Genomic DNA, 23,253 nt, shown 5'->3' on the forward strand with positions numbered 1-23,253 from the left:
GCGGCCGCTCGGCTTGACGGCGGCGCAACACCTGCCCCTGCATGATCGTCTCCGAAGCCGGCCGGACGACGACGATGCCCGCGAGCGGAACCAGTTGGAAGGCGTGGAGATCGTCGTGCTGGGCGCTGGGCCTGTGCTGCATGCAGGTGGTCGCGTGCGCCCAGCCCGGCCCCGACGCGACCGGCGAGGCGACGATGCGCAGCGAGATGGTCGAGCAGCAACTGGCCACGCGCGACATCGACGATCCCCGCGTGCTCGAGGCGATGCGCGCCGTGCCGCGACACCGCTTCGTGCCGCAGGCGCTGGCCGCGGACGCCTACCGCGACCAGCCGCTGCCGATCGGCCATGACCAGACCATCTCCCAGCCCTACATCGTCGCGCTGATGACCCAGTTGGCGCGGATCTCGCCCGGCGATCGCGTGCTGGAAGTCGGCACCGGCTCGGGTTACCAGGCGGCGGTGCTCGCCGAACTCGATGCGAAGGTCTACAGCATCGAGATCGTCGCGCCGCTGGCCCGGCAGGCGCAGCGCGTGCTCGAGGAACTGGGTTACCGCAACGTGGTCGTGATGGCCGGCGACGGCTACGCCGGCTGGCCGGAGCACGCGCCGTTCGACGCCATCGTGGTGACCGCGGCACCCGAACGCATCCCGCAGCCGCTGCTCGATCAGCTCAGACCCGGTGGTCGGCTGGTGATTCCGGTCGGACCGCTGCAGTCGATGCAGGAGTTGCGCGTGGTCGAGAAGCAGGCCGACGGCAGTCTGCACTCCCGCAGCGTCATCCCGGTGCGCTTCGTGCCCCTGACCGGCGAGGCCGCCGAACGCGACCGGACCCCGTAGGAGCGCCTTCAGGCGCGACCGTGTCGCCTCTTCGTAGCGCCTGCTCCTCGTGTCCCTCCCCGGAGACCGCACCTGCGCGTCCGGGTCGCGCCTGAAGGCACTCCTACACCCGTTCCAGCCAGCCGTGGGTGTCCGCGGTGGAGCCGTCGAACAGGCCGAAGAACAGCGCCTGGATGCGACGGGTGACCGGGCCGGCCTTGCCGGCGCCGACCTGGCGGCCGTCGACCGAACGGATCGGCGTGATCTCGGCGGCGGTGCCGCACATGAACAGCTCGTCGCACAGGTACAGGTATTCGCGCGGCAGGTCGCGTTCGACCACGGTCAGCCCGGCCTCGCGCGCAAGGGTGATGATCGAGTTGCGGGTGATGCCGTTGAGCAGCGCGGCGCTGACCGGGGTGGTGTGCAGCGCGCCGTCGAAGACCAGGAACAGGTTCTCGCCCGCGCCCTCGCTGAGCAGGCCGGTGGACGCCAGCGCGATGCCTTCGCGGAAGCCCAGACGCCGCGCCTCGCGCGCCACCAGGGTGCCGGACAGGTAGTTGCCGCCGGCCTTGGCACCGGCCGGGATCGTGTTCGGTGCGAACCGCTGCCAGCTCGACACGCAGGCGTCGATGCCGTTTTCCAGCGCCTCGTCGCCGAGGTACTTGCCCATCTTCCAGGTCGCCACGGCGACGTCCACCGGCGTCTCGGCCGAGAGGCCGAAGCCGCCGAGGCCGCGGAACGCGACCGGGCGCAGGTAGTCGGTGGTGCTGCCGTTGGCGGCGATCACTTCGCGACAGGCGGCGTTGATCTCGTCGAGCGTATAGGGGATGTCGATCTCGTGGATCTTCGCCGACTGGTACAGGCGCCGGTTGTGGTCGGTGAGGCGGAAGATCGCCGGACCGTCGGCGGTGTCGTAGCAACGGATGCCTTCGAACACCGACGAGCCGTAGTGCAGGGCATGCGCCATCACATGGGTGGTGGCGTCGGCCCACGGCTTGATCGTGCCGTTGTGCCAGATCCAGTCCGGGTACTGCATGGCGCGACCTCGATGCGGAAAGCGCCCATTTTGCCCGATTCGAGGCCTGCGCCGGAGCTGCGGCGGCGATCGGCCTCGTGGACACCGGCCGGCCCCGGGGAAGGCCGATGCGTATGCGTCGCGGCCAGGGATCCTCTGAACGAGTGCCATTTCGGGCGCAGCGAGAAATCCATGCCGCTGATCGTTCGGGATTTCCCGCTGCGCTCGAAATGACGAACCAGACCTGTTCGGAGGTTCCCTAGAGGCTCACCCACCAGCAGCCCAGGTGCCGGCGCAGCGAGAACACGGTCTGCAGCGGGGTGATGCGGTTGGCGACGGTCTGGTCCACCACCAGTCCGGTCGGCATCCGCCGGGAGTGCCGTTCGCGCGCGGCCGCGGCCTGGATCGCCTCGGGAAGGGCCGCGTCGGCAGAGGTCGACGAGCGCTGGGATGCGACCGCCGCGGAGGGCGTCTGCGACACCACCGCACGCGGGGCCGTGCGCCAGGACAGCGGGGCGGGTGCCGGCGCCACGGCGGTCGGTGGCGGGGGCGGAGGCTGCAGCGGGGTGATCTCGACCAGCGGCCGGTTCACGATCGCGTCCAGCCTTCCCATGATCGCGTAGGCGTTGCGCGACGAGGTGCCGGGCCAGTGGTAGATCCCGGCCAGCCGGTTGACGTCGCGGGTGTCGATGGCGGCGGTCAGTTCGAAGACCAGGTCCTGCAGGCGGCGGCTGCAGTCGCGGCGGATCAGGCGGCCTCCCTCCTGTCCGATGCCCGTGCGCGGGGCGCGTTCGGTGGCGCCGATGGCCTTGCACTCGCGATCGGTGTACACGTGGCCGCCGTCGTCGGTCACGCAGCGACGGATCTGGGCGTGCGCAGGTTCGCCGGCGAGGGCCGCCGCGGACAGCAGCAGGAACACGGCGCAGACTCGACACGGAAGGTGCATCGCGCCAGCGTATCGCCGGCCCGGGCGCCCGGGAAGCCCGCGCCGCGAAGGTGTTCAGGTGTTTGTCGCGGGAACCGGAACGCGTCCCGGCGCGCGTCGTTCATGTTCGCCCGTGTGCAGGCGGCAGCCAGACGGTTAGGCTAGACGAGGACCTTCGGGGGAGGGGTGCTGGTTGCGCGTGTCGCGCGACCACGCCAAGGCATGCCGCAAGACGTTTTCAGCCGGAAGCGCGTGGCGCAGCGCGGGCGCAACCTGCTGCTGCAGGAACTGCGCGAGACCTGCGAGCGCGCGCGCCTGGGCGGCTTCTTCTACCCGGTGGCCGCGCTGCTCGCGTTCGCCGCCGCCGGCCTCCCGCAAAGGCCCTGGCATGCCGCGACCGTGGTCGGCGCGCTGCTGCTGCTCGCCGTGGCGCGCTGCCTGATCGGACCCTCGGGGGCGCCCGACGTCGGCGAGGCGCGCCGCAAGCTGCGGCTGCTGTGGGGCGTGGTCCTCGCCACGACGGCGGTCTGGGGCGCATTCAGTGCGTGGACGTTCGTCGCGCTCGGGGAGCCTGCGCCGCTGGTGGCGCTGCTGTTCTCGGGCGCGTTCGGCATGGCCCTGTCGCACACGATGTGCATGCGCACCACGCCGGCGGTCGTGGCGATCCTGTGCGTGATGGTGCCGAGCCAGGCGGTGCTGTGGGCCAGCGACTCGCGCTGGATCGCACTGATGTGGATGGTGTACATGCTGTACATGCTCATGGTGCTGCGGCGCAGCCACCGCGAGTATCGCGCGCGCCTGGAACTGGAGGAGGACCTGCGCCAGCAGCGCGACCTGTTCGAGCGGCAGAGCCAGGTCGACGGGCTCACCGGGATCGCCAACCGGCGCGAGTTCGGCGCCGCGCTGCTGCGCGCGGTGGATTCGCTGGTGCCTGGGCGCGCGATCTCCCTGCTGATCATCGACGTCGACCATTTCAAACGACTCAACGACAGCTTCGGCCACCGCGCAGGGGATGCCTGCCTGGTGGCGCTGGCGAAACGGCTGCGCGAGCATTTCGCGGAGCCCGGCGACGTGCCGGTGCGGCTGGGCGGCGAGGAGTTCGGAGTGGTGATCGAGGCCACGGCCGCCGATGCGTTCCGGCGCGCGGAACGTTTCCGCGGTGCGCTCGCCGCGGAGCCGATGCAGGCGCTCGATCGCCCGGTCACGGTGACCGTCAGCATCGGCTGCGGGCAGTTCGACCCGGCCCGGCACGAGGACGCCGACGCCTTCTACGGCGATGTCGATTCGGCGCTGTATCGCGCCAAGCAGGCCGGGCGCAACCGCACCGAACACGCCTGAGGCGGCGCCTCGCGCGTGGCCGCGCTCAGGCCATGCGCGCGAGCACGGCCTGGGTCGGCCTGGCGAGGTTGAGCGTGTAGAAGTGCAGCGCCGGCGCGCCGCCCGCCACCAGCTGCCGGCACAGGCGCGCGACGACGTCGGCGCCGAACTCGCGGATGCTGTCGGCATCGTCGCCGAAGGCCTGCATCTTCTTCGAGATCCAGCGCGGGATCTCCGCGCCGCACTGCTCCGAGAAACGCCGCAGCTGCGCATAGTTCGAGATCGGCATGATCCCCGGCACGATCGGCGCCTCGACGCCGAGCGCGCGTACCGCGTCGACGAAGTGGAAATAGGCGTCGGCGTTGTAGAAGTACTGGGTGATCGCGGCGTCGGCGCCGGCGTCGATCTTGGCCTTGAAGTGGCGCAGGTCGGCGAGCGCGTCCTCGGCCTGCGGGTGCATCTCCGGGTAGGCGCCGACCTCGATGTGGAAATGGTCGCCGTGGCGGTCGCGGATGAAGGCGATCAGGTCCGAGGCGTAGCGCAGGTCGCCGGGATGGCCCATGCCCGAGGGCAGGTCGCCGCGCAGGGCGACGAGCCGGCGGCAGCCGAGTGCGCGGTAGCGCGCCAGCAGGTCCGCGATCTCCTCGCGCGTGCCGCCGACGCAGGACAGGTGCGGCGCGGCGTCGAGCCCATGCGCCTGCAGCAGGTGCTGCACGGTGTCGGCGGTGTAGCTCAGGGTCGAGCCGCCGGCGCCGAAGGTGCACGAGACGTACTCGGGCGCGTGTTCCTTGAGCCTGGCCACGGTGCGGTCGAGCTGCGCGCGCTGTTCGTCGGTCTTGGGCGGATAGAACTCGAAGCTGATCGGGGTCATCGAGGCAGGCCGGGCGGGAACGGCGGAATTATATCTCTATATCGCGATGGATGTTAAGACTTCCTGCGGGCGCGGTGTCGTGGGCCGGGCAGCCGTAAGGTCGCTAACCTGTCCGGCCCCGTCCCCGCATCGCGCGCCATGGCCATCGTCCTGACCCCGTTCGCCCGCACCCGCCTGTTCCCCCGCGAGCCGCGCGGCAACACCATCCGCGACTGCACGCCCGAAGCGTTCGAGCGGCGCATCGGCGAGCAGGCGCCGCTGGCTGTGCTCGAGGGCTATGCGCCGTTCTGCCGATTGCACGTCCACCGCAACTGGACGTCCACGCGCTGCCTGACCGTGCCGATCACTGGCGACAACCGCCACCTGCTGCGCTCCGCCTACGAGGCGCGCACAAAGGGCGAATTGCCGGTGCTGGTGCGCTGGTTCGAGGGCGTGGAGCCGCCGGTGGCGGCGTATCTGGTCGTGATCCTCTACAGCGCGGCGCAACTGGAGAAGGAGGGCGCGCCGATCGATGGCGACTGGGGCATCGTCGGCTGCCTGTACACCATGACGCCCGAGGAGATCCCGATGGCGCCGGTCACGATGATGCGCAATGCGCTGGGCGTGGCGGAGGGCGGTTCCGGCGTGGCGCTGGATCGGACCGCATATCGGCGCAGCGTCGGCTTCTGGGAGCGCAACGCGAACTGGCGGCCGTAGTGCGGAGACTGCGCAGGGGGGTGGGTCAGATCTCGCCTGTGTTCCGGTTGCCCGCGTCCGGCCCCGCATCGCGAACCTGGCGCGACAGCAGCGAGAGGCCGCGATGGATGTTCACCTTGACCAGGGATTCGGATTGCCCGGTGGTGCGGCTGGCTTCGGCGACGCTGAACCCTTGCAGCTTGACCAGTCGGATGACCCGGGCCTGCGCCGGTTTCAGCCGGGCGAGCAGTGCGTCGAGCTCCGCCGCGGCCTGCACGGGTGCATCGCGCGGGACGTCGGCGAGGTCGTCGGCCAGTGGATCCTCGCGGCGCGGCATGGCGCGCAGCCAGTCGATCCACTTGTAGCGCGCGATCGCCGCCACCCAGGGCAGGAGAGGCAGGCCGGGCCGGTAGGTATGGCGTTTCTCGTGCACCGCGATCAGCGCCTCCTGGACCGCGTCGTCGACCGCCGACGCGGGCAACCGGGAACGGAAGTAGCTCCGCAGCCAGCCGCCCAGCCCGTGCAGCAGGGTGGCGTATGCGGCCTGGTCGCCATCCAGCGCGGCACGCATGAGCGCCTCCCGGTCGTCGAGGCGGCCGGGGCCGGCGGCCTGCGTCGAAGCGTCCGTCAACCTCGTCCTCCCTGTGTGGGGCTCCATTCTGCGGCAGGACACCGGATGCTGGGCGGAGACGTCCCGCAACCCTTCGCCCGACGCACGCGAATGCACGGCACTCATGCGTGCCCGCGGTCGTCCGCGGTCTGCGGCGGGGACACCGCCGCCAGCAGGCCGGATTGCAGCCACCAGGCCAGCATCCTGCCCGCCTCGCGCGCGACATCCTCGGGCGCAGTAGCGTGCGCGAACAGCCATTCGCACAGGGCGCCATACGAGGTGCCGGCCGCGATCCGGCGCAATGCCTCGCCTTCCTCGCGCGTGGCCAGACAGCAAACCGGTTGCCAGCCGTCACGCCAGACGATCGCGGACGCCGGGCGTGCGAGCGGCGGCGCGGGCGCGACGCCATCGTCGGCCAGTGCCCGCCACAGCGCGACGCAATCGCTGCCCACGTCGAGCACGGTCAGTCCCGCGCACGTTCGCAAATGCATTCCGGCCCAGTCGTCGCCCGAGAAACCGCGCGTGGCCGCCTGCCACGTGGCCAGGTCCAGGCAAGCGCTGTCGCCGGCAGTGAACGCCGCGTGCATCGCCCATTCGAGTGCGGCGAGGTCCCGCACCTCCGGGTCGCCGGGGAACAGCGCGGCGACGGTCACGGGGAAGCCGTCGCCGATCGCGTCGAGCGTCCAGCCGGTGGGCGGATGCAGCACCAGGTGGTGCGCGGCGGCCGCGGCGAACGCCGCGTCCCCCACCCAGCGCCGCGTGCGCTCGAACGTGGCCTGCATCGCCTCCATCAGGGCATGGCGATGGTTGTCGCGGTAGACCGCCAGTCCGCGCGCCATGCGCGCGTCCCACTGCGCCGGCCATTCCGCCGCCTCATCGAGGATGCCGGCGAGGAACCGGTCCTGCACATGGGCCAGCTTCATGCCGCCCTCTCCTCCGGACAGGCACGGGCGGCCAGGGCCCGCGCGTGGTCGAGTTCGGCCTCCAGTACGGACAGTGGTGGGATGTCTCCGTCGCGCTCGATCATCGTCGCCACCGGCCCGCAGCGCCCCACCGCATGCGCGTACAGTGCCCAGACCTCGTCGCAGACCGCACGGTCGTGGGTGTCGACCAGCAGCTCCCCGGGACTGTGCCCGGCGAGGTGGAGCTGCCGCACCTGCTGCAGCGGCAGGCCGTCGAGATAGACGCGCGCGTCCCATCCGTGGTTGCGCGCGCTGACGTACACGTTGTTGACGTCGAGCAGCAGCTGGCAGCCGGTGCGCGCGACCATCGCGGCGATGAACTCCCATTCGGCCAGGGTGTCGTGCGGGAAGCGGCAATAGCTGGATGGATTCTCGAACAGCATCGGGCGTGCCAACGCATCCTGCGTGCGGTGGATGTTGACGCAGACCGCATCGAGGCTGTCTTCGGTGTAGGGCAGGGGCAGCAGGTCGTGGCTGTTGTGGGCGTGGGTGCGGGTCCAGCACAGGTGGTCGGACACCCACAGCGGTTCGATCCGGTCGGCGAGACGTCGCAGCCGGGCCAGGTACGCGTCGTCGACGCCGTGCGCCGAGCCGATCGACAGCGAGACGCCATGCAGCACCACCGGATAGTGCGCGCGCACGCGCCGCAACGTGTCCAGGGGCCGACCGCCCTCGACCATGAAGTTCTCGGAGATCACCTCCACGAAATCCACGTTCGCCTCGCCGGCCAGGAACGCCGGGTAGTGCTCGCGGCGCATGCCCAGGCCGAAACCCGCGAACGGGGCGATCGCCGGCCGGATGGATGCGTGCGGCGGCGGCCCCGCCCGCCCGGCGGGAAGGCGGGGCCCATGTCGCTCCGTCACCCGAGGTCGCCGATGGTGCCGCCCCGCGACAGGCATTCGCCGGCCTTGAGCGCCTTGAAGCCGTGGCCCTTGCACGCGTTCTGACCCTTGCATGCGTGCTCGGCGGTGGAGCAGTCGGACTGGCCCTTGCACGAGTGGATGCCGTAGCAGTGCACGGTGTCGTCGCTGTCGAGCGCGCGGCCCTTGCTGCCGGTGGGGGCATCGGCGGCGATGGCCGCACCGGTGAGGACGAGGGCGGCTGCAGCGGCGGCGATCGCGGACATGCGCGAGGCGGAAATGTTCATCGGGTCTCCTGGTTCGGTTGGGAAAGGCGCCGCCGGAATCCGGTCGACACCCGGGAGGTTCGGAGCACGGGGGCTTCGGGTTACACGCGGAAAAAAGAATCCGGGTGTAACCGCGGCGCGCCCTGCCACGAACCTGTGGATACGCGCCGCGCATCGTGCGTGGTCGCACCACCCGACAAGAGGAATCCACCGATGCAGACCCCCCGAATTTCCGGCCTGGTCCTGGCCGCCGGCGTCGCCCTTGCGCTGGCCGGCACCGCGGTCGCGCAGGAAGCCAAGCCCCAGAAGGAGAAGTGCTACGGCGTCGCCAAGGCCGGGCAGAACGACTGCGCGGCGGGGCCCGGCACGAGTTGCGCCGGCACGTCCACCCGCGACTACCAGGGCGACGCCTGGAAGCTGGTGGACGCGGGCACCTGCGAGAAGATCCGCACGCCCAAGGGGGCGGGCTCGCTCGAGCCGGTGCAGCGGTGACCGCGTGCACGGCGCTCGGCGCCGGGCTGCGGGCGTGCGACCGGGCCTGCGCCCTGCTTGCGGGCCCGGTCGGCGAAGGCCTCGGCCTGCTGGCCGCGCGCGCCGGACTGGCGGTGGTGTTCTGGCGGTCCGGCCGCAACAAGGTGGTGGAGGGCAGCTGGCTGCAGGTCAGCGACTCGACCCGCTTCCTGTTCGCCGAAGAGTACGCGGGCGTGCCCCTGCCCCCGGACCTCGCGGCCACGCTGGCGACCTGGGGCGAGTTCGCACTGCCGCTGCTGCTGCTCGCCGGCCTCGCCACGCCGGTGGCGGCCGCAGGCATCCTGGCGATGACCCTGGTGATCCAGGTCTTCGTCTATCCTGCGGCGTGGCCGACGCACCTGCTGTGGTCGGCGCTGGCGCTGCTGCTGCTCTCGCGCGGCGGCGGGATGTTCTCGCTCGATGCGTTGTTGCGACCGCTCATCGACCACCAGCGGACGCGACGGGGCGTCGCGCGGACCTGAAGGGTTGACGCCATGGACCGAGAGAATCCGCTGATCGCACGGCTCGCCGCCGGATTGCAACCGGTGCGGCCGCAACAGTCGCGCACGGGCTGGATGTCGCTGGCGCTGGCGGTGCTCGCAACCGGCATCATCGTGCACCTGCTGTTCGGCCTGCAGCCGGTCACGATCCTGCGTTCGGCCGGCAGGTGGTTCGTGCTCGGCGAACTGCTGCTGGCCGGGCTCGGGCTCGCGGCGGCGTTCGCCACGATCCGCATGGCCTGGCCCGAACGTGCCGGCCGGCCGGGAGCGTTCTGGGTGGTCTGCCTGGCGTCGCTCGCACCCTTGTCCGCGCTCGCGTTGCTGGCGATCCCGGGCGCGCATCCTTCCGCGGCGGCCGGCGTGGACGGGCACTGGCAGTGCGCCGCAATGGGCACCGCCAGCGCCGCGCTGGTGGCGGGGGTGCTGGTGCGCTGGTTGCGGCGCGGCGCGCCGGCGTCCCCGACGCGCGCCGGATTGTATGCAGGCATCGCCAGCGGCGCGCTGGGCAGCGCGGTCTATGGTCTGTCCTGCCCGCTGGGGGATTTCCACCATTGGACGTTGTGGCACTTCGTGCCGGTGCTGGCATGCGCACTGGCGGGACGCGTCCTGCTGCCGCGGTGGCTACGCTGGTGATGGAGGGGCGCGCTTGCGGCGTCCTGGGCCGGGGTCTGCGCCTTCGTCGCAGTGAGTCCGCCGCGCAGGCCGCATCCGCCTACCGCGGCCGGTGAAATGCCGCGCGCGCCGCCTCGACCTCCGCACGGACCACGCATGCATGCGCGTGGTCGTTGACCAGGCCCATCGCCTGCATGAACGCGTACACCGTGGTCGGGCCGACGAAGGCCCAGCCGCGGCGCTTGAGTTCCTTCGACAGCGCGATCGATTCGGGCGAGGTCGACGCGGTCTGCGGATCGACCCCCGCCTTCGGCCCGGCTTCGTAGCGCCAGAAGAAGGTGGCGAGAGAGCCTTCCGTCTCGACCAGTTCGCATGCGCGCGCCGCGTTGTTGACCACCGCTTCGATCTTGCCGCGATGGCGGACGATGCTGGCGTCCTGCAGCAGGCGCCCGACGTCGTCCTGGTCGAAGCGCGCGACCGCGCGGAAATCGAAGCCGCGGAACGCGGCGCGGAAGTTGTCGCGCTTGGCCAGGATCGTGCGCCAGCTCAGGCCCGACTGGAAGCTTTCCAGGCACAGCTTCTCGAACAGGCGCCGGTCGTCGGCGACCGGGAAGCCCCACTCGCGGTCGTGGTAGTCGAAGAATTCGGGCGCCGCCGCGCACCAGCGGCAGCGCGGTCGGCCATCGGGGCCGGGGATCGTGGGGTTCATGGCGTCGGCCAGGCAGCGTCAGTCGAGCAGGAATCGCAGGCGTGGATCGACCGTGCCGGGCGAGATCTCCAGGATCTCCGGCTCGACCACGCCCGCGGCGACGAAGGGGTCGGCCTGCACGCGTTGCAGCAACTCGTCGTGCGGCACGCCGTGCGCAAGGATTGCGCCGCCCAGGCCCGGCTGCAGGCTGCCGGCGAGCAGGAACACGCCATCGTCGACGCCACACCGGAGCCATTCGTTGTGGCCGGCCATGTGCGCCGCGGCCTGGTCGCGGCGGCTGGAGAACCTGAGCAGAACGACGAACATGGGGTTCCTCCTGGGCGAAAAGCGGTCAGGCCTCGACGGCGCGCATGGACGACGCGACGTCCGCCAGCCAACGGGTCATGCGTTCGACCTCGCGTTCGACGAAGGCCTCGTCGCGCAAGGCGTTGTCCATCACCGCGACGCCCTGGCTGAAGGCGAGTACGTGCATCGCCAGCGCGTCGGCGTCGCGTTCGCGCCCGAGCCGCGCGAACTGGACCGCCAGCCACTGGCGGAACTCGCTGAAGATCGCGCTGGCGCCCGGACGGGCGGGATGGTCGAGCTTGGCCAGTTCGCCGGTCAGGGTGCCGACCGGACAGCCGTGGCGCACGATCGCGCCGCGGTTCGCGACCACGATGCGGATGTAGCACAGGATGCGGGCCGCGGGATCGGCGGCGATCGCGTCCCAGGACGCGATCATGTCGCGCGTCGCCCGTGCGCGCAGGCCGATCACGGCGTCCAGGATCTCGTCCTTGCTGCGGAAGTGGTAGTAGAAGTTGCCGCGCGAGATGCCGACGGCGGCGGCGATGTCGGAGAACGAGGTATGGGCGAAGCCCTGCTCGTAGAACAGCCGGTCGGCCACGGCGACGATGGCGGCACGGGTGGTGTTTGCGTCCCGGGTCGATCGGGGCTGCTTCGAAGCCATCGGGGGATCGTCCTATCGCGTCGGTGACAGATTAGGACGTTCGTCCTAATGGCGTCAAGCCGTCGTGCGCCGGAAACGAAACGGGCGCCCGTGGGGCGCCCGTCGCGATGTCGCTGTGCCGGTGAACCGATCAGTAGCGGTAATGCTCCGGCTTGTAGGGCCCCTCGACCGGCACGCCGAGGTAGTCGGCCTGGTCCTTCGTGAGCTTCGTCAGCTTCACGCCGATCTTCTCCAGGTGCAGGCGCGCGACTTCCTCGTCGAGCTTCTTGGGCAGGATGTAGACCTTCGACTCGTAGCCATCCTTGTTCGCCCACAGGTCGATCTGCGCCAGGGTCTGGTTGGAGAACGAGTTCGACATCACGAAGCTCGGGTGGCCGGTGGCGCAGCCCAGGTTCACCAGGCGGCCTTCGGCCAGCAGGAAGATCGCGTTGCCGTTGGAGAACGTGAACTTGTCCACCTGCGGCTTGATGTTGGTCTTCACCGCGCCCGAGGCGTACAGCGCATCGACCTGGATCTCGTTGTCGAAGTGGCCGATGTTGCAGACGATGGCCTGGTCCTTCATCGCCTTCATGTGCTCGAGGGTGATGATGTCCTTGTTGCCGGTGGTGGTGACGTAGATGTCGCCGCGGCCGAGGGTGTCCTCGATCGTGGTGACCTCATAGCCTTCCATCGCCGCCTGCAGCGCGCAGATCGGGTCGATCTCGGTCACGATCACGCGGGCCCCATAGGCGCGCAGCGAAGCGGCCGAACCCTTGCCGACGTCGCCGTAGCCGCAGACCACCGCGACCTTGCCGGCCAGCATCACGTCGAGCGCGCGCTTGAGGCCGTCGGCCAGCGACTCGCGGCAGCCGTAGAGGTTGTCGAACTTCGACTTGGTGACCGAGTCGTTGACGTTGATCGCCGGCACCAGCAGCTTGCCCTGTTCGGCCAGCTGGTAGAGGCGGTGCACGCCGGTGGTGGTCTCCTCGGAGACGCCCTTCCAGTCGGCGACGACCGTGGTCCAGTACCCGGGACGCTCCTTCGCCACGCGCTTGAGCAGGTTCTTGATCACCTGCTCCTCGTGGCTGCCGGAGGCCGAGTTCACCCAGCTCTCGTCGCCCTGTTCGAGCTCGTAACCCTTGTGGATCAGCAGGGTCACGTCGCCGCCGTCGTCGACCACCAGCTGCGGGCCGAGGAAGCCGCCACGGCCGTCGGGGAAGGAGAGCGCGTCGAGCGTGCAGTCCCAGTACTCCTCCAGCGTCTCGCCCTTCCAGGCGAACACCGGGGTGCCGGTGGCGGCGATCGCCGCGGCGGCGTGGTCCTGGGTGCTGAAGATGTTGCACGAGGCCCAGCGCACGTCGGCGCCGATGTCCTTGAGCGTCTCGATCAGCACCGCGGTCTGGATCGTCATGTGCAGCGAGCCGGTCACGCGCACGCCCTCGAGCGGGGACGTGGCGGCGTGCTTGCGGCGGATCGACATCAGCCCGGGCATCTCGTGCTCGGCGATGTCGATTTCCTTGCGGCCCCAGTCGGCCAGCGAGATGTCGGCGACCTTGTAGTCGCCTGCCTGGGAGGATGGCTTCGTGGAAGCGGGTTTCACCTGTGCGTTCATGCGGAACTCCGTGAGTGCAATGGATTGCGGTCACGGGCGCCGTTGTCGCGTGGTGGAACCGCCGAGCCTGGCCGTGCCTCGCACGGTCGCAGCGCCCCTCGACGGGCTGCCGATTATAGCGTCCACGGCATGGCGGCGTGCGTTCGCGCGCTGAACGTCACCGCCGGCCACGGTCGGGCGGGATCTCCGCGCGACAGCCGCGGTGATCATCGCAAGCCACTGATTGACAATAAGAATCGCCGGGAGACAGTTTCCGGCGCGGACGATGTGGCCGACATGCGCGCTCAGCCCTGGGTCTGGGATTGGCCGTGGCCGGCGTCGAGCGAGACCATGAACTGGGCGTGGATCGCCTCGCCCAGTTCCACCAGGCGCGACAGCGTGGCCTGCAGGTGCGGCTCCAGCCCGCGCGCGATGATGTCGTCGATGCGCGCGTAGCGGGTCTGCGCCGACAGCGCGCCGGCCAGGCGCACGACCTCCTGCGATTCGCCGCCGGTCATCGCGCGCAGCACCTCGTGCAGGGTGTTGAGGCAGGTCTGCAGCGAGCGCGGATTGACGTCGCGCAGCAGCATCAGGTCGGTCACGCTGCGCGGGGTGACCGATTCGCGGTACAACCGGCGATAGGTCTCGAACGCGGACTGCGACTGCAGCAGCGCGCTCCACTGGAAGTACTCGGTCGCATCGCGCGCCTCGCCGGACTCGTCGATCTCGCCGTCGCTGCCGACCACGTCGAGCAGCCGGATCGCCCAGTCCGAGCGTTCGATGAATGCGCCCAGTTGCAGGAACTGGTAGGCCTCGCCGCGGCCGAGCGTGCCGATGGTGACGCCGCGGAAGGAAGCCGAGCGGGACTTCACCCATTCGACGATGTTGCTGATGCCGTCGCTGCGCACGCCCGCCCAGGTGCGGCTGCGGATCTCCAGCCACGAGGCGTTGAGGTCCTCGTACATCTCGGCCGTGATCGCACCTCGCTGCGCGCGCGCGTTCTCGCGGGCGGCGCGCAGGCAGTGATGGATGGACGAGGGATTGTCGGGCGACAGCAGCAGGTGGCGCAGGACGCCCTCGGGTTCGATCGTGCCGTAGGTGGCGGTGTAGTGGCCGCCGGTGCCGAGCGCGTCGAGTGCGCGCCGCCACGGCGCCGCCTGCGACTTGCCGCGGTCGTAGCGCTCCGGGAGCATGGCGATGCGCAGCGCGAGGTCGACCAGGCGCGCGGTGTTCTCCGCACGCTCCATGTGGCGCGAGACCCAGTAAAGGTCGCTGGCGGTCCGGCACAGCATCAGCTTTCCAGCACCCAGGTGTCCTTGGTCCCGCCGCCCTGCGACGAGTTCACCACCAGCGAACCCTCGCGCAGCGCGACCCGGGTCAGGCCGCCGGGGACCACGTGGATACGCTTGCCGCTGAGGATGTACGGCCGCAGGTCGATGTGGCGCGGCGCCAGCCCGCTCTCGACGAAGGTCGGGCAGGTGGACAGCGACAGGGTCGGCTGGGCGATGTAGTTCTCCGGGTCGTCGAGGATGCGCTGGCGGAAATCCTCGATCTCCTTCTTCGTCGCGGCAGGCCCGACCAGCATGCCGTAGCCGCCGGCGCCATGGACTTCCTTGACCACCAGCTCGGGCAGGCGCTCGAGCGTGTAGCGCAGATCCTCGGGCTTGCGCAGCACCCAGGTGGGCACGTTGAGCAGGATCGGCTCCTCGGACAGGTAGAAGCGGATCATCTCCGGTACGTACGGATACACCGACTTGTCGTCGCCGACGCCGCTGCCGGGTGCGTTCGCCAGCGTCACCCGCCCGGCCTTGTAGGCGCCGAAGATGCCGGGCACGCCGAGCATCGAGTCTGCGCGGAACACGGTCGGGTCGAGGTAGTCGTCGTTGATCCGGCGGTAGATCACGTGCACCCGCTGCGGTCCGCGCGTGGTGCGCATGTAGACCATGTCGTCGCGCACGAACAGGTCCTGGCCCTCGACCAGCTCCACGCCCATCTGCTGGGCGAGGAAGGCGTGCTCGAAGTAGGCCGAGTTCGCCGCGCCCGGGGTGAGCACCGCGACGGTGGGGCCGTCGATGCCGTCGGGCGCCGCCTCGCGCAGGATCTCGAGCAGCGCGTCGGGATAGCGTTCCACCGGCGCGATCTGCTGGCGCGCGAACAGCTCGGGCACCAGCCGCGCCATCATCCGCCGGTTCTCGAGCATGTACGACACGCCCGAGGGCACCCGCAGGTTGTCCTCCAGCACGTAGTACAGCCCGTCGCCTGCGCGCACCAGGTCGATGCCCGAGACGTGCGAGTAGACCCCGCCCGGCACCTGCACGCCGATCATCTGCGACAGGTACTCGCTGTTGTCGAGGACCAGCTCGGCCGGGATCAGTTTCTCGCGCAGGATGCGACGTTCGCCGTAGACATCGGCCAGGAACAGGTTGAGCGCGAGCACGCGCTGGCGCAGTCCGGCCTCTAGCATCCGCCACTCGCCTGCGGGCAGGATGCGCGGGGCGAGGTCGAAGGGAATCAGGCGTTCGGTGCCGGCCTCCTCGCCGTACACCGAGAAGGTGATGCCGACGCGGTGGAACGAGACTTCGGCCTCGCGCCGCTTGCGCTCGATCTCGCTGTCGGGGGTGTCGCGCAGCCAGTCGTCGAATGCGGCGTAATGCGCCCGGACATTGCCCTGCGCATCGTGCATCTCGTCGTAGCCTGGCGACATCGGCGATCCGGGTCCGTGCGGTGTGGGGTGCGGACTAGACATAGCACGTGCCGCCGGGACGGCGCCAGCGCCTGCACGCGATCGATGCCGCAGCCCGGGGGCAGGGCACGGGCCGTGCGAAGCGAAAGGGGGCTTCTCCGGATACCGAAGCGGGCCGCTCATGCCGCCGCGCCGGATGTCCCGCGTCGCCGGGAAAGGAGGAATGCGCCGCTGCGCGACGCGCGCGAAGGTCTCGTTTTTTTCCGGAAGCAGGAACGGACGCCTGAGCTTCCAGCCCGCACGCAAGCGGGAGCGGAACGGCGCCTGCGTCGGTGTCGCCGCGTTGCGCAGTTCGCAGCGTGCCCGGTCGTTTCCCTTGCGCACGGGCAGCCGGGACGACACGGATGCTGCACCGCGGAAGATATTCACAGTCGTGTGAGTGAGTATTGACAACCGCCCCGGCCGCGCTCAGTATCCGGCCCGTCGCGTCTTGCTGAACCAGCATCCTGTGGGAGGGATCTGCAATGGGAAGTCGTCTGTTCGCGTGCGCCTCGATGGCCGCGCTGTTTGCCGCACCTGTTTCCGCGCTGGCCCAGGCTACGGCCGAGGCGCTGGCATCCGGGCAACGCGAGGCCGAAGCGCGAGCGTCCATCGACGCCCAGGAGCTGGACCGGGTCATCGTCACCGCGACCCGTCGCAGCCAGCCCTTGAAGGACGTGCCGCTCAGCGTGACCGTCCTGTCGCAGGAAGAACTCGACGCCAAGGGCATCGTCGGCTACGAGGGCCTGGCCTACGAGACGCCCGGGGTCGTGCTGAACCGGCCCACCGCCAACTTCAACAACTTCACCGCGCGCGGCATCGCCACCAACGGCTACAACGCCAACCTGCAGAGCACGGTGGCGATCTACATCGACGAGCTGCCGATCTCCTCGAACGGCAACTCCACCATCCTCGATCCGAGCCTGTACGACGTGGAGCGGGTGGAGTTCCTGCGTGGCCCGCAGGGCACGCTGTTCGGTTCCGGATCGCTCGCCGGCGCGCTGCGCATCCTGACCCGCGCCCCGGACCCGAACATGTTCGAAGCCTCGTTCCTCGGCGACCTCGGCGTACGGGGCTCGGGTTCGCTGCGGCAGCGCTACAACGCCATGGTCAACGTCCCGCTGGCGGAGGACACGCTGGCGCTGCGCGTGGTCGCCTTCAAGCGGCACGAGGAGGGCTACGTCGACAACATCGGCACCGGGGTCGACGACGCCAACGTCATGGAGACCTGGGGCGGGCGCGCGACCTTGCTGTGGGAGCCCAGCGATCGCCTGTCGGTCCAACTGCGCGCGTCGCAGGAGGACAGCAGCCCGGAGGATTCGAGCCTGACCAACCCGGATCTGGGCGAGGACGTGCGCTATTCCGACCTGCCCGACCGGTTCGCGGGCAGGATGACCAACTACAACGCGACCATCGGCTACCAGTTCGACGGCGCCAGGCTGACCAGTTCCTCGACCTGGTCCGACTACGAGGCCCACTTCGACGTGGATCTCGCAGCGACCTTCGGCCACCTCATCCCCTTCGGCCTGGAAGTGCCGTACCGGGACGACCGCTTCGTGCAGGAGGTGCGCCTGGTGTCGGACACCGGCGGGCGCGTGGACTGGGTGGTCGGCGGCTTCTACTTCGAGCAGCAGCGCAACGCGGATTACTTCTACCGTTCCTCGCAGGCGTTTCTCGACGCCATGGGAATGGACAATCTGCCCGTCAGTCCCTACTACCTGCGCTTCCGCAACACCATCGACCAGCGCGAGCGCGCCCTGTTCGGGGAACTCACCTTCCGCTTCAACGACGACCTGTGGGCGACCGGCGGCCTGCGCTACGGCAGCACCCAGGCGCAGGCCACCCAGCAGGCCGGCGGCTACAACAGCAACTACCTCACCGCCGCGCTGACCGGCACCACCGGTCCGCTGACCATCATCCCGGTGGGGGAGATCGTCGGCCTGGAGGCGAAGGAAACCGGCCCGTCGTACCGCCTGAGCCTGTCCTGGCGTCCCACGCCGGCGATCACGACGTACGCTGCCGTGGCCACCGGCTTCCGCGCGCCGGTCGTCAACGCGCGGGCCGGCGCACCGAGCCTGGTCAATGCGGAGGACATCATCATTCCCTTCGGTGCCGACTCCGACGAATTGATCAACTACGAGCTGGGGCTGAAGGGCCGGTGGCTGGAGGGTCGCCTGGCCGCCAACCTGGCGCTGTACCACATCGACTGGAACGACATCCAGGTGCAGGCCAACCGGGTCTCGGACTCGGTGCAGTTCGCGACCAACATCGGTGGCGCCATCAGCCAGGGGCTGGAATTCGAGCTGGTGGCGAGGCCCGGCGCCAACTGGACGTTCGCGCTCAACGGATCGTTCAACCGGACCGAGGTGGACAGCCTGACGCCCGAGGAAGCCGCGATTTCCGGCGCGGTGCTGGGCGCGCGCCTCTCGGCGCCGCGCTTCCAGGGCTCGATGGTGATCGACTACGGCTTCGATGCCTTCGGCGACGCGGCGGGCAACGCCTCGCTCTCCCTGGTCCACGTCGGCAGCTTCCCGGGCATGTTCCCGAACGTCCCCGGACGGCCGGGCGTGGTCAGCCCCATGTTCGACTACACCGAGTCCTACACGATCGCGAATGCGAACCTCGCCTTCGCCTTCGACCGCCTCACGCTGGGAGCCTACGTCGAGAACCTGTTCGACGACCGTTCGATCACCTACGTCCATCCCGAGGCCTTCCTCGACGGACGCTACGCCAGGGTGCCCCCGCGCACCATCGGCGTGCGCGTGGGCTACCGGTTCTGATGGCCGGCTCGCCCGCCAGCGCGGCGATCCCGGGCGCGCAGGTCGCGCGCCCGGGCACCCGCGCCTGGGTCGTGCTCGCGGTCCTGTGCTTCGTCTACGTCCTCAACTTCCTCGACCGGCAGCTGCTGTCGATCCTGGCCAAGCCGATCCAGGACGAACTGGGCGTGAGCGACGGCCAGCTCGGGCTGCTCGGCGGGCTGTACTTCGCGATGTTCTACTGCATCCTCGCGATCCCGGTGGGCTGGCTGGCCGACCGCACCAACCGGGTGAAGGTGCTCGCGTTCGCGTGCGGGCTGTGGAGCGCAGCCACCGCGGCCTGCGGCGTGGCCTCGAACTATCCGCAGCTGGCGCTGGCGCGCATGGCCGTAGGCGTCGGCGAGGCGGGCGGGGTGCCGCCTTCGTACGCGATCATCGCCGACTATTTCCCGCCCGGCACGCGCGGCACCGCGCTGGGGCTGTTCAACCTCGGCCCGCCGATCGGCGCGGCGCTGGGCGTGGCCTTCGGCGCCTCGGTGGCGGCCGCGTACTCGTGGCGCATGGCCTTCCTCTGGGTCGGCGCGGTCGGCGTGGTGACCGCGGTGGGCGTGTGGTGCTTCGTGCGCGAGCCGCGCAAGGGCGGGCTGGATACCGCGCGGGCGCGGCCTGCGTCCGCAGCCGGCACCGCGGACGTAGCGCCCGGCTTCGGGGAGACCTTCCGCGGTTTCTTCGCCAACCCTGTGCTGCGCAACATGGCCTTGGCCTGCGGCGCCACCCAGTTCGTCACCTACGCCTTGCTCAACTTCAGCGTGTTGCTGCTCATGCGCGAGAAGGGCATGTCCCTGGAGGAGGTGGCGGTCTGGTACGCGCTGGTGCTGGGCATCGGCACCGCCGGCGGCATGTTCCTGTCCGGGCGTCTGATCGACCGTCTGGCGCGCCGTTCCAAGACCGCCTATGCCTACCTGCCGGCGGTGGGCCTGGTGCTGGCGTTGCCGCTGTTCGTCGGCTTCGTCTGGGCCGGCAGCTGGCAACTGGCCCTGGCGTTCCTGTTCCTGCCCACGGGCCTGAACTACTTCTACCTCTCGCCGGCGGTGACCCTGGTGCAGGAGGAAGTACGCCCGGACCAGCGCGTGCTCTCGGGCGCGCTGCTGCTGCTGGTGATGAACCTGATCGGGCTCGGTTTCGGCCCGACCTACCTCGGCCTGGCCAGCGACTTCTTCCGCGCCACCCATCCGGACAACTCGCTGCAGATGGCGTTCTACACCCTGGTCCCGTTCTACCTGCTGGCGGTGGGCATGTTTCTGCTGCTCGCGCGCAGCATCCGCCGCCAGCTCGCGCAGGAGGCAAGCCCATGACCTGTTCCTTCTTCCGCCTGCTCGTCGCGGTCGCGGCGCTGTACGCCGCGCAGGCCTTCGCCGGCGATGCGCCGGTGGTGGAAGCGCCGGCCGGCACGCTGCGCGGCGAGGCGCTGGAGGGCGTCAACGCGTTCCGCGGCATTCCCTATGCACGGCCTCCGGTTGGACAGTTGCGCTGGCGTCCCCCGGTGCCCGCCGGGCGTTGGGAGGACGTGCGCGACGCGACCCGCTTCGGTCCGGCCTGCCACCAGCCGCCGGCGCGCCCGGGCAGCATCTACGCGCCGGCCCAGGCGTTGGCGACGAGCGAGGACTGCCTGTCGCTCAACGTGTGGGCGCCGGCGGGTGCGGACCGCGCGCCGGTGTTCGTCTGGATCCATGGCGGCTCGCTGGTGGCCGGCAGCGGCAGCGAGGCGATGTACCGCGGCGAGGCGCTCGCCAGGCAGGGCGTGGTGATGGTCACCGTCAACTACCGGCTCGGCGTGCTCGGCTGGCTGGCGCATCCGCGGCTGAGCGCGGAATCCGAGGACGCAATCTCCGGCAACTACGGCCTGCTCGACCAGATCGAGGCGCTGCGCTGGATCCAGCGCAACATCGCCGCGTTCGGCGGCGATCCGGACAACGTCACCATCGTCGGCGAGTCCGCGGGCGCGCTGAGCGTGATGTACCTGCTGGCGGCGCCATCGGCGCGCGGGCTGTTCCATCGCGCGATCGCCCAGAGCGCGTACATGATCTCCTCCCCGGCCCTGCGCGAGACCGCGCACGGCGCGCCGCCGGCCGAGACCGCCGGCGTGGAGCTGGCGCGCAAGCTCGAGGTTCGTGGCCTGGCGCGCCTGCGCGCGATGGACGCCCAGGCCCTCACCGTGCAGGCGGCGCTGGCCGGTTTCTTCCCGCTGGGCGTGGTCGACGGCCAGGTGCTGCCGGCGCAGCTGGTCGAGGTGTTCGACCGCGGGCAGCAGGCCCCGGTGCCCATCCTGGCCGGTTTCAACGAGGGCGAGATCCGTTCGCTGCGCTTCCTGCTGCCGCCGGCGCCGGCCGACGCGGCCGCCTACGAGGCAACCATTCGCGCCGCCTACGGCGAACTGGCCGACGACATGCTGCGCCGCTATCCGCCCCCCAACCTCGACGAGGCCATGCTCGCGACCACGCGCGACGCCCTGTACGGCTGGACCGCCGAGCGCCTGGTGCGCAGCCAGACCGCGCTCGGCCAGCCCTCGTACCTGTACTACTTCGACCACGGCTATCCGGCCGCCGACGCGGCCGGGCTGCACGCCTTCCATGCCGCCGAGATCCCCTATGCGCTGGGGACGGTGGACGGCACGCCGCCGAACTGGCCCGGGATCCCGGACACCGACGCCGAGCGCCGGCTGGCGGCGGCGATGCAGGCCTACTGGACCTCGTTCGCGCGCAGTGGCACACCGGTCGCCACCACGGCTCCGGCGTGGCCGGTCTATGGCGAAACGCGCGCCTACATGGCCTTCGACGGCGTGCCGCAACCGGGCGAGCAGCTGATGCCGGGCATGTTCGAACTGGTCGAGACGGTGGTCTGCCGCCGCCGCGCGCATGGCGGCCAGCCCTGGCACTGGAACGTCGGGATCATCTCGCCGCCGCTGCCCGAAGGGGTGGCTGGATGTCCGTGATCCACGGCGAAATGCAGCCGTATGCGCTGACCCTGGACAGGTTCATGGAGCACGGCGCGAAGTGGCACCCGGATGCCGAAGTGGTCACCGCGCGCGAAGGCGGCCGGATCGACCGGATCGGCTACGCCGGACTGCAGGCGCGCTGCCGGAGGCTGTCGGCGGCGCTGGCGGGCCTGGGCATCGGCGAAGGCGACATCGTCGCCACCCTGGCCTGGAACACGCAGGCCCACCTGGAGACCTGGTTCGCGGTCATGGGCATGGGCGCGGTGTGCCACACGCTCAATCCGCGCCTGGGCGAGACGCACCTGGTGGCGATGCTCGCGCAGTCGCGCGCACGCGTCCTGGTGGTCGCCGCCGACCTGGCGCCGCTGGCGCGGCGCATCGCCGCGAATGCCGATGCGCTGGAGCGGGTGCTGTCGATCGACGGCGAGGCGAACCTGGACGACGGCACGATCCGGATCGATCCGCTCGAGCCGATGCTCGAGGCGGCCCAGGGTCAGGTGCCCTGGGGCGGCTTCGACGAACACGCGCCCTGCGGCCTGTGCTTCACCTCCGGCACCACCGGCGCGCCCAAGGGCGTGACCTATACCCACCGCGGCATCTTCCTGCACACCCTGCGCACCTTGCAGGCCGACGGCATGGCCCTGTCGATGCGCGAGCGCGTGCTGCTGGCGGTGCCGATGTTCCATGCCAACGGCTGGGGCGTCCCGTTCGCCGCGCCGGCGGTGGGCGCGCGCCTGGTCCTGCCGGGCCGCCAGCTGGACGGCGCCAGCCTGGCGGCGCTGATCAACGCCGAATCGGTCACCGTGGCGATCGGCGTGGCCACCGTCTGGCTGGCGCTGGCCGAGCACCTGGAGGCGACCGGCGGGCAGACGCCGTCGCTGGAACGGGTGATCGTCGGCGGCGCGCCGATCGCCCCGGCGCTGATGCAGCGCATCGAACAGCGCCTGGGCGTGAGCGTGCAGACCAGCTGGGGCATGACCGAGCTGTCGCCGACCGGCACCGTCGCGCCGCCGCACGATCCGCGCCGGACCGCATACCAGTCGGGGCGTCCGTCGATCGGCGTGGACCTGCTGCTGACCGACGCCGAGGGCGTCGCGCTGCCGTCGCAGCGTGGCGCGGAAGGCCACCTGCGCGTGCGTGGCGCCAGCACGGTCCTGCGCTACTTCGGCGAAACGCAGCCGGCGGTCGATGCGCAGGGCTGGTTCGACACCGGCGATCTGGCGCGCATCGACGCGGACGGCAGCCTGGTCATCACCGGGCGCGCCAAGGACCTGATCAAGTCCGGCGGCGAATGGATCAACCCGGCCGAGATCGAGGAGATCGTGGGCGGACTGCCCGAGGTGTCGCTGGTCGCGGTGATCGGCCGCGAGGACCCCAGGTGGGGGGAACGGCCGGTGCTGCTGGTGGAGATGCGCGAAGGCGGCGAGATGGGAAACCAGGCGCTGATCGACGCGCTGCGCGGCCGCATCGCGTCCTGGTGGCTGCCCGACGAGGTGATCCGCGTCGAGCGCATGCCTTTGGCAGCGACCGGCAAAATTGACAGAATGCGGCTCAGGGCCGAGTTTGGCGGCGCGCCGGCGGAGACGGGAACATGAGGTCCCGCGGCGGCGTGCCGGT

Annotated in this window: 23 protein-coding genes and 1 riboswitch; of the genes, 10 read left to right on the top strand and 13 right to left on the bottom strand. The window is 70.4% G+C overall.

Annotation, left to right across the window (positions count from 1 at the left end; genetic code table 11):
• The first annotated feature begins 74 nt into the window (after positions 1 to 74).
• The gene (locus JMO03_RS13595; protein WP_238346166.1) at positions 75 to 836 is read left to right on the top strand and encodes a protein-L-isoaspartate(D-aspartate) O-methyltransferase; all 762 of its coding nucleotides are present in this window, start codon (positions 75 to 77) and stop codon (positions 834 to 836) included.
• 103 nt (positions 837 to 939) lie between these two features.
• Here JMO03_RS13595 and JMO03_RS13600 read toward each other — a convergent pair whose 3' ends face one another.
• Both JMO03_RS13600 and JMO03_RS13605 read right to left on the bottom strand, forming a co-directional pair.
• Positions 940 to 1,851, bottom strand: a complete 912-nt coding sequence (locus tag JMO03_RS13600) for a branched-chain amino acid transaminase (RefSeq protein ID WP_202844173.1) — start codon at positions 1,849 to 1,851, stop codon at positions 940 to 942.
• Between the two features lie 238 nt (positions 1,852 to 2,089).
• Positions 2,090 to 2,776 carry a hypothetical protein gene (locus JMO03_RS13605; RefSeq protein ID WP_202844175.1) on the bottom strand — a complete coding sequence of 229 codons (687 nt, stop codon included), beginning with the start codon at positions 2,774 to 2,776 and terminating at the stop codon, positions 2,090 to 2,092.
• 201 nt (positions 2,777 to 2,977) lie between these two features.
• On the opposite strand from JMO03_RS13605, the gene JMO03_RS13610 reads away from it, so the two are divergent.
• Positions 2,978 to 4,093, top strand: coding sequence for a GGDEF domain-containing protein (locus JMO03_RS13610; RefSeq protein WP_202844177.1), 1,116 nt, complete (start codon positions 2,978 to 2,980; stop codon positions 4,091 to 4,093).
• Positions 4,094 to 4,118: 25 nt separating this feature from the next.
• Here the strand turns inward: JMO03_RS13610 and metF are convergent, their stop codons facing one another.
• Complete coding sequence (metF, locus tag JMO03_RS13615) at positions 4,119 to 4,943, bottom strand: methylenetetrahydrofolate reductase [NAD(P)H] (RefSeq protein ID WP_202844179.1); 825 nt, start codon at positions 4,941 to 4,943, stop codon at positions 4,119 to 4,121.
• Positions 4,944 to 5,081: 138 nt separating this feature from the next.
• Here metF and JMO03_RS13620 point away from each other — a divergent pair, with 138 nt between their 5' ends.
• Complete coding sequence (locus JMO03_RS13620) at positions 5,082 to 5,639, top strand: DUF3228 family protein (RefSeq protein WP_202844181.1); 558 nt, start codon at positions 5,082 to 5,084, stop codon at positions 5,637 to 5,639.
• A gap of 25 nt (positions 5,640 to 5,664) precedes the next feature.
• Here JMO03_RS13620 and JMO03_RS13625 read toward each other — a convergent pair whose 3' ends face one another.
• The 4 genes from JMO03_RS13625 to bufA2 all read right to left on the bottom strand — a co-directional run bounded on the left by JMO03_RS13625 (position 5,665) and on the right by bufA2 (position 8,337).
• Positions 5,665 to 6,249, bottom strand: coding sequence for a sigma-70 family RNA polymerase sigma factor (locus JMO03_RS13625; protein ID WP_202844182.1), 585 nt, complete (start codon positions 6,247 to 6,249; stop codon positions 5,665 to 5,667).
• A 101-nt stretch (positions 6,250 to 6,350) separates the two neighbouring features.
• Positions 6,351 to 7,151, bottom strand: a complete 801-nt coding sequence (locus tag JMO03_RS13630; RefSeq protein WP_202844183.1) for an HvfC/BufC N-terminal domain-containing protein — start codon at positions 7,149 to 7,151, stop codon at positions 6,351 to 6,353.
• Complete coding sequence (gene bufB, locus JMO03_RS13635; RefSeq protein ID WP_238346167.1) at positions 7,148 to 7,948, bottom strand: MNIO family bufferin maturase; 801 nt, start codon at positions 7,946 to 7,948, stop codon at positions 7,148 to 7,150. Before bufB ends, JMO03_RS13630 begins: the two co-directional genes overlap by 4 nt.
• Positions 7,949 to 8,049: 101 nt before the next feature.
• The gene (gene bufA2 / locus JMO03_RS13640; protein WP_202844185.1) at positions 8,050 to 8,337 is read right to left on the bottom strand and encodes a BufA2 family periplasmic bufferin-type metallophore; all 288 of its coding nucleotides are present in this window, start codon (positions 8,335 to 8,337) and stop codon (positions 8,050 to 8,052) included.
• Between the two features lie 192 nt (positions 8,338 to 8,529).
• Between bufA2 and JMO03_RS13645 the strand changes: the two genes are divergently transcribed.
• The 3 genes from JMO03_RS13645 to JMO03_RS13655 are packed head-to-tail and all read left to right on the top strand — an operon-like array spanning position 8,530 to position 9,959.
• Positions 8,530 to 8,808 (top strand): BufA1 family periplasmic bufferin-type metallophore, encoded by a 279-nt coding sequence (locus JMO03_RS13645; protein WP_202844186.1) that lies wholly within the window; start codon positions 8,530 to 8,532, stop codon positions 8,806 to 8,808.
• Entirely contained in the window at positions 8,805 to 9,308 is a 504-nt protein-coding gene (locus tag JMO03_RS13650) for a DoxX family membrane protein (protein ID WP_202844187.1), read from the top strand. The genes JMO03_RS13645 and JMO03_RS13650 overlap by 4 nt, the downstream gene beginning before the upstream one ends.
• 12 nt (positions 9,309 to 9,320) lie before the next feature.
• The gene (locus tag JMO03_RS13655) at positions 9,321 to 9,959 is read left to right on the top strand and encodes an NrsF family protein (protein WP_202844188.1); all 639 of its coding nucleotides are present in this window, start codon (positions 9,321 to 9,323) and stop codon (positions 9,957 to 9,959) included.
• Between the two features lie 79 nt (positions 9,960 to 10,038).
• Here JMO03_RS13655 and JMO03_RS13660 read toward each other — a convergent pair whose 3' ends face one another.
• The 6 genes from JMO03_RS13660 to JMO03_RS13685 all read right to left on the bottom strand — a co-directional run bounded on the left by JMO03_RS13660 (position 10,039) and on the right by JMO03_RS13685 (position 15,867).
• A complete protein-coding gene (locus JMO03_RS13660) occupies positions 10,039 to 10,647 on the bottom strand; it encodes a DNA-3-methyladenine glycosylase I (RefSeq protein WP_202844190.1) in 609 nt (202 codons plus the stop codon).
• Between the two features lie 18 nt (positions 10,648 to 10,665).
• Positions 10,666 to 10,953, bottom strand: a complete 288-nt coding sequence (locus JMO03_RS13665; protein ID WP_202844192.1) for a YciI family protein — start codon at positions 10,951 to 10,953, stop codon at positions 10,666 to 10,668.
• Positions 10,954 to 10,978: 25 nt separating this feature from the next.
• Positions 10,979 to 11,593 (bottom strand): TetR/AcrR family transcriptional regulator, encoded by a 615-nt coding sequence (locus JMO03_RS13670; protein ID WP_202844194.1) that lies wholly within the window; start codon positions 11,591 to 11,593, stop codon positions 10,979 to 10,981.
• A 130-nt stretch (positions 11,594 to 11,723) separates the two neighbouring features.
• The gene (gene ahcY, locus JMO03_RS13675; protein WP_202844195.1) at positions 11,724 to 13,184 is read right to left on the bottom strand and encodes an adenosylhomocysteinase; all 1,461 of its coding nucleotides are present in this window, start codon (positions 13,182 to 13,184) and stop codon (positions 11,724 to 11,726) included.
• Positions 13,185 to 13,211: 27 nt separating this feature from the next.
• Positions 13,212 to 13,290, bottom strand: a riboswitch (S-adenosyl-L-homocysteine riboswitch).
• Between the two features lie 178 nt (positions 13,291 to 13,468).
• Entirely contained in the window at positions 13,469 to 14,455 is a 987-nt protein-coding gene (locus JMO03_RS13680) for an alpha-E domain-containing protein (RefSeq protein ID WP_202844197.1), read from the bottom strand.
• Complete coding sequence (locus JMO03_RS13685) at positions 14,455 to 15,867, bottom strand: circularly permuted type 2 ATP-grasp protein (protein ID WP_202844200.1); 1,413 nt, start codon at positions 15,865 to 15,867, stop codon at positions 14,455 to 14,457. Before JMO03_RS13685 ends, JMO03_RS13680 begins: the two co-directional genes overlap by 1 nt.
• Positions 15,868 to 16,370: 503 nt before the next feature.
• On the opposite strand from JMO03_RS13685, the gene JMO03_RS13690 reads away from it, so the two are divergent.
• From JMO03_RS13690 to JMO03_RS13705, 4 genes are read left to right on the top strand one after another with little or no spacing between them, the layout of a single operon-like run.
• On the top strand, positions 16,371 to 18,665 hold the full coding sequence (locus tag JMO03_RS13690; RefSeq protein ID WP_238346168.1) for a TonB-dependent receptor: 2,295 nt from the start codon (positions 16,371 to 16,373) through the stop codon (positions 18,663 to 18,665).
• Complete coding sequence (locus JMO03_RS13695; RefSeq protein ID WP_202844201.1) at positions 18,665 to 19,996, top strand: spinster family MFS transporter; 1,332 nt, start codon at positions 18,665 to 18,667, stop codon at positions 19,994 to 19,996. The genes JMO03_RS13690 and JMO03_RS13695 overlap by 1 nt, the downstream gene beginning before the upstream one ends.
• A complete protein-coding gene (locus tag JMO03_RS13700; protein ID WP_202844202.1) occupies positions 19,993 to 21,633 on the top strand; it encodes a carboxylesterase/lipase family protein in 1,641 nt (546 codons plus the stop codon). Before JMO03_RS13695 ends, JMO03_RS13700 begins: the two co-directional genes overlap by 4 nt.
• Positions 21,624 to 23,231, top strand: a complete 1,608-nt coding sequence (locus tag JMO03_RS13705; protein WP_202844203.1) for an AMP-binding protein — start codon at positions 21,624 to 21,626, stop codon at positions 23,229 to 23,231. The genes JMO03_RS13700 and JMO03_RS13705 overlap by 10 nt, the downstream gene beginning before the upstream one ends.
• Positions 23,232 to 23,253: the final 22 nt, after the last annotated feature.

Source organism: Luteimonas saliphila (assembly GCF_016774335.1).
Lineage (GTDB): Bacteria > Pseudomonadota > Gammaproteobacteria > Xanthomonadales > Xanthomonadaceae > Luteimonas > Luteimonas saliphila.